At 73.5% G+C, this 5,048-nt stretch carries 4 protein-coding genes; all 4 read right to left on the bottom strand.

Going from position 1 to position 5,048, the window contains the following annotated elements:
* Positions 1–119: 119 nt before the first annotated feature.
* On the bottom strand, positions 120–3,692 hold the full coding sequence (locus tag ACFP3V_RS30235) for a LysM peptidoglycan-binding domain-containing protein (RefSeq protein WP_380590486.1): 3,573 nt from the start codon (positions 3,690–3,692) through the stop codon (positions 120–122).
* Between the two features lie 6 nt (positions 3,693–3,698).
* Positions 3,699–4,064 (bottom strand): hypothetical protein, encoded by a 366-nt coding sequence (locus ACFP3V_RS30230; RefSeq protein WP_380590483.1) that lies wholly within the window; start codon positions 4,062–4,064, stop codon positions 3,699–3,701.
* Positions 4,065–4,123: 59 nt separating this feature from the next.
* Positions 4,124–4,624: a TadE family protein gene (locus ACFP3V_RS30225; protein ID WP_380590480.1), complete on the bottom strand. Its 501-nt coding sequence runs from the start codon at positions 4,622–4,624 to the stop codon at positions 4,124–4,126.
* Positions 4,621–5,048: TadE family protein (locus ACFP3V_RS30220; RefSeq protein ID WP_380590477.1), on the bottom strand; the 428-nt coding region annotated here is incomplete at its 5' end. The genes ACFP3V_RS30225 and ACFP3V_RS30220, both read right to left, overlap by 4 nt.

Raw genomic sequence — 5,048 nt, 5'->3', positions numbered from 1 at the left:
CCACACCACCGGACTCCACGAAACCCGGGGCAGCTCAGAGAGCTGTGCCGCGGCGGGGGGTGTTCTGACACGTGTCATGGTCTGCGGTTCGTCTGGCTGTTGAGCGGAGTTTCGTGTGGCTAGGACGCGGTGGCGTGCCGGGTGGCTTTGGCCTGTGCGTGGGAGAGGAGTTGCTCGGTTGCGGGTTCCATGTCGGTGTCGAGGTGGCGTAGTGCGGCGGTGAGGTGGGCGCGGATCTGGGGGAGTGCTGCGCGGTTGCCTGCGTTCATCTCGAGCACGATCCAGTCGCGGATCAGGAGTTCGGCGGCGGGCTCGATCGCCAGGCCGAGGGTGACGGCTTTGCGGGCGTGGTCGTAGAACCCGCCGCGGGTGCGGTGGTGGGCGACGGTGTGGGCGACGTCGATGATTCGGGAGATCATCTCCTGTTGTACGGGGGCGGCCCAGGAGGCGAGGGTGCCTTCGAATGGCCGGCCGCGGACCAGGGCGAGGGCTTCTTCGAGGTCGGTGACGCCGTGGGCGTCGGCGGCCAGGCCGCGTTTGGCCAGGCGCTGGAAGGTGTGCCAGTCGCAGCGGACGTCGTGGAGGACCGGGAGCAGGCCGGTCATGGTGGTGCGCCCGACGCGGGCCTGTCCGTCGGCGGCGGTGCCCAGTTCCTGGCGCAGCTCGGACAGGCGGGAGGAGATGGTGCCGTAGGTCCAGGGGGCTTCGGGGCTCATCGCCTGCGCGGCGGTGTCGCGGCTGTGGTGGGGGTGGAGCAGGAGGTAGGCCGCGAGTTCGGCCATGCGCCGGCCGCGGGCGCTGCTGCCCAGACCCGCGCCGCCTTGGATCTGCAGCGGGCCGAGGAGTTGGAGTTGCGGTGCGTCGATCGACGTGAGCGTGGGCGCGACCCCGTCGTGTCCCTCTTGCTCGGCCTGCGTGGTGGTCGTTCCTTCTGGTTCGCCGGCCGGCGGTTGGGCGTGCTGTGATGCGGGGGTACCGTCCTCGTCCCTGCTCGCTGAGTCCAGCCCCTGTGTCGTCGGTGCCGGTTCGGGGTTTGGGAGGGTGACCGTGGCCGGGTTGGCTGCGGTCTGGAAGGCGGAGAAGACCGACAGCAGCACGGGACGCGGTGATCGGTCCCCGTCCCCTTCCGGGCCGCTGTCCGCCTCCGCGGGGTCCGCCTCCGCGGTGTCCACTTCGGTGTGGTCTGGGCGGGGTGTGTGCGGTGGCTTGTCGTCGAGGGGCGCCGTGGTTTGCGGGACGTGGTGCCACTCGTCTTCGGCGGGTAGGGCGTCGCGCTCGGAGAGGTGCAGGTCGGCGTGCAGCATCTCGTATTCGGTCTGCGTGATGCGTTGGAGCAGCACCTCTTGGCCGGCGACCGGGGCCGGTTGAGGGGTGGTCAGGTCGCAGTCGAGGCGGTGGGCTTCGGGGAAGTGGCTCTCGTGGGTACTGGTGGGGATGACGACGGCGACGGGCGCGGTGCGGGAGCGCGAGAGCAGGTCGGCGAGCTGCCAGGCGCTGTCCTCGTCCAGGCGGGTGGCGGACACCACCAGCCAGGGCAGTTCCTCAGCCCGGTCCTGCTGGGCGGCCAGGAGTTGGTCGGCGAGTTCCTTGACCGCGCGTGCGGGGGAGTCGGTGTGGTGCAGACGCCCGGTGGGCATGGCCGCGATCAGGGACTGGTCGACGACGCCGACCGCGGTGATCTGCACGTGCCGTCCCCAGGGGGAGGTGGCGGCTTCCAGGGCGAACGCGCGGGCGACGTCGCCGACCTGTTCCGGGCTGCCGTCCAGGAGCAGCGGCCGGTGGGCGGCGAGGTTGGCCAGGAGCACGCCACCGGTCGGGAGTGGGCCGAGGGTGGCGAGCAGCGGGTAGGGCGTGGTGTCGAGCTGGCGTGCCGCGATCGGATCCAGGAGTTCTGGGGCGGGGTCGAGCGTCCACCAGCCGGCCTGGCCGGAGGCGGTGAACGGGGCGGGGACGGGGTCCTCGCACTGGACGGCGATGCCGTCCGCGGTGATGCGGGCCCCGGTCACCTGCGGCAGGGCCTGGCCGTCGGGCAGGTTCGCGGCCATGGTCCGCAGCGCCAGGTCCAGCAGTTCCGCGGTGGGCTGGGCCTGGTGGGCCAGGGCGTGCTCGAGCGGACTGACCTGTTCGGGCATGGCGATGGTCTCGCCCGGCTTGCGGCGGCGCTGCTGCAGGGTGCGCTTGGCCGCGTAGCCGCCGAGGAGGGACGCGGCGAGGACCGCGCTGATGCCGGCACCGACACGCAACTCCCGCGCCGTATCGCCCTGTTCGACCGTAGAGCTGGTGGTGGCGGTCGGTGCGGCGGTCGCGCTCGGCGCGCTGCGCGGGCCTGCGCCGGCGGACACCGCAGCAGAGGGGGTTCCTGTGGCCGGTGCGTTTGTGCCCTTGGCCGGGGTGGGGCCGGTGCTCGCGCCGGCGGGCAGGCTTGCCGCGGCGGTGCCCCCGGCCGTGGACGCGGAGGTGGGTGCTCCTGCGGGGGGAGCCGTCGTGGGCGCTGCTGCGGTGGGGGTAGTGGTGGGCGCGGTGGTCGGCTGTGCGGTGGCCTGGACGCTCGGGGTGCTGGACGGGGCGTGGCCGGGGCTGCTGGCCGTGCTGCTGGGTGTTGCGGAGACCGGCGCTGCCGGCCCGGTGGATCCGGTGCTGCCTTTCTGGCCCGTGCGGCCGCCGCCCGTGGCTGTGTCACCGCCAGCCGCTCCGGTGCCGCCGGTCGCGGTCGTGGTGCCGCCGCCGAGGTGGCTGGTGCCTGTGGGGTGTCCGGCGGCGGCCTGGGGGATCGTGAGTTTCCAGCCGGGGTAGATGAGGTCGGGGTTGGTGAGGTGGCGTCCGTCGGGCTGGACGTGGCCGGTGTTGGCGGCGGCGATGAGGGGGTAGGCGTCGGCGTCGCCCAGGTCGTCCTCGGCGATCTGGGAGAGGGTGTCTCCCGGCTGGACGGTGTGGACGTGCTCGTGCACCCGCGGGCCGGTGGCCCCGGCGTGGTGACCCGTGCCCGCTTGGGGGATGCGGGCGCCCGCGGGGAGCCGCAGTTGCCAGCCGACGTGCAGCTCGTCGGTGTCGGCGGTGAGGGTGTGGCCGTCGTGCTGCGGGAGGCCTTGGTTCAGGTGGGCGATCTCGTGCCAGCGTTTGCCGTCGCCGAGGTAGTGCTCGGCCAGCTCCCACAGGGTGTCCCCGGAGCGGACCGTGTGCACCGGACCCGTCCACACCTGGTCGGTGGTGGGGGAGTTGGCGCCCTGGACGGTTTGCTGGGCGGCTTGCTGGGCGGCGGCCAGGGTGACCGGGGTGCTGGTGTGCTGGGGCAGGTGCAGGGCGGTGGCGGCCTGCGCGGGCGTGGTGGTGGCGGCCAGGGCGCCGGTGGTGGGCAGCAGCAGGACGATGGAGGTGACCAGGCCGGCGGCGATGCGCTGCCCGGCGCCGAGGAGGCGGATGCGGGGGGCGCTGCGGTGCCGCAGCGCGGCGGGGAACTCGACCAGGACGGCGAGGGTGAACCACGCCCATGCCGTCCACCCGGCCGCGGTGATGGCGGCGATGAGGAGGGCGCCGTTGTCGGGGCCGGTGAGCTGGCCACCGAGGTGGGTCCAGTCGGGAAGGTGCCCGAACGCGAGGAGGCCGGAGGGCACGCCCGCCTCGAGGGCCGCGAGCGCGACCAGGGCGGCCAGCGCCCGGGCGAGGGCGGCGATACGGGAACTCGAAGCCACCATGGGGGGTCAGCCTCCTGCCTGGTAGACGAGTTGGGCGCTGCCGTGCCCGGTCACCGACCAGGTGCCGAAGAACGGGAACACCGGGCGGTAGGCGGCGGTGACGGTGACGTCGAGATGGTCGCCGTCGGGGGTGACGGTGCCGGTCACGCCGGCTTGGGTGAGGTAGGCGCGCGCCGCCGCGGCGGCCTGGCCGCTGGTGTCCACGGTGAAGCCCTGGCCCTGGATCGCCTGACCCACATCAAGGGCTTGGGCGCCGGCGCGGGCGGCCTCTTGGGCGGTGCCCTCGGCCTTGGCCAGGGCCTGCAGCCGCCCGGCGCCGTCGACGACCAGCGCGAGCACGGCGAAGATCCCGATGATCACCACGGCGACCATGAGCGACAGTGCCCCGCGGTCCCGGCCCGCGCACCCTCGACCCCGATCAGCAAGACGCTTCACGCGCCGGCCTCCCGTCGCGTGAGGACGTCGACTCCGTCGCCCCGCACCCGGTATTGGTCGATTGCCGAGGTGAAGGTGCCGGTCAAGGTCTTGGCTCCGGGCAGGCCCGGGGCCCCGACATCCGAGAGCCGGACCGTGCACCGCACCGTCACCGTGACCGACGCGGGCTGCCCGAGCGGAACGTTGAACCCGCCGGTGGGGACGTCGACTTCGGTGTTGGTGCAGTGCAGGCCCTGCTGCGCGAGGGTCTGCTCGGCCACCTGCAGGGCCGCGTTCTGGGCGTCACCGCCGCTGCGCTGGATCGAGGCGGCGCGGGCGGCGGCGCGGGCGGCGTCGTCCACGCTGCTGCCCGCGAACACGATCCTTCCGGCGGCGATGACGAGCGCGAACACGGCCAGCAGCACCGGGGCGAGGATCGCCAGCTCCAGCGAGAGCGCCCCACTGTCGGGGACGGTGGGCTGGTTGCGCCGTGGCCGTGGGGTCTGTTTCCAGGTCACGGGGTGGGTGCCTCCTTGACGCCGTGCGCGCTCTGGTGGATGGGGAAGGACAGGCCGGGGATCCAGCAGTCCACGTGGCCGGTGACGGTGATGGTGACCACCCCGCCCGACTGGCTACCGCTGACGCTTGTGTTGGTGAGGGATCCGCCGGTGCGGTGCAGCAGGTCCCAGGTGCGTCCCTCGCCCTCGCCGAGCGTGGCGCCGCGCAGCCGGGCCGCCTCCACGCCTTGCTGGGCCGCCGTCAGGGCGACGTTCCGGGCGTAGAGGTAGAACCCGGCCTGGACGATGGCGAACAGCAGCAGCATGACCGCGGGGGCGATGATGGCCAGCTCCAGCGACAGCGCCCCGCGATCACCCAGAGCCCCCCGGTCGCCGCGCGCCCGCCGGTCGCCGCACGGCCGCTGGTCGCCGCACGGCCGCTGGT

Source organism: Streptacidiphilus monticola (assembly GCF_042658505.1).
GTDB classification, from domain to species: Bacteria; Actinomycetota; Actinomycetes; order Streptomycetales; family Streptomycetaceae; genus Streptacidiphilus; species Streptacidiphilus monticola.
Note: the sequence above shows the minus strand (reverse complement) of the source record. Positions and strands in the feature narration are given on the sequence as shown.

What these genes read in the sequence shown, in the direction of transcription:
- ACFP3V_RS30235 (WP_380590486.1), bottom strand. Translation starts at nt 3,692, where the DNA reads ATGGTGGCTTCGAGTTCCCGTATCGCCGCCCTCGCCCGGGCGCTGGCC.
- ACFP3V_RS30230 (WP_380590483.1), bottom strand. Translation starts at nt 4,064, where the DNA reads ATGGTCGCCGTGGTGATCATCGGGATCTTCGCCGTGCTCGCGCTGGTC.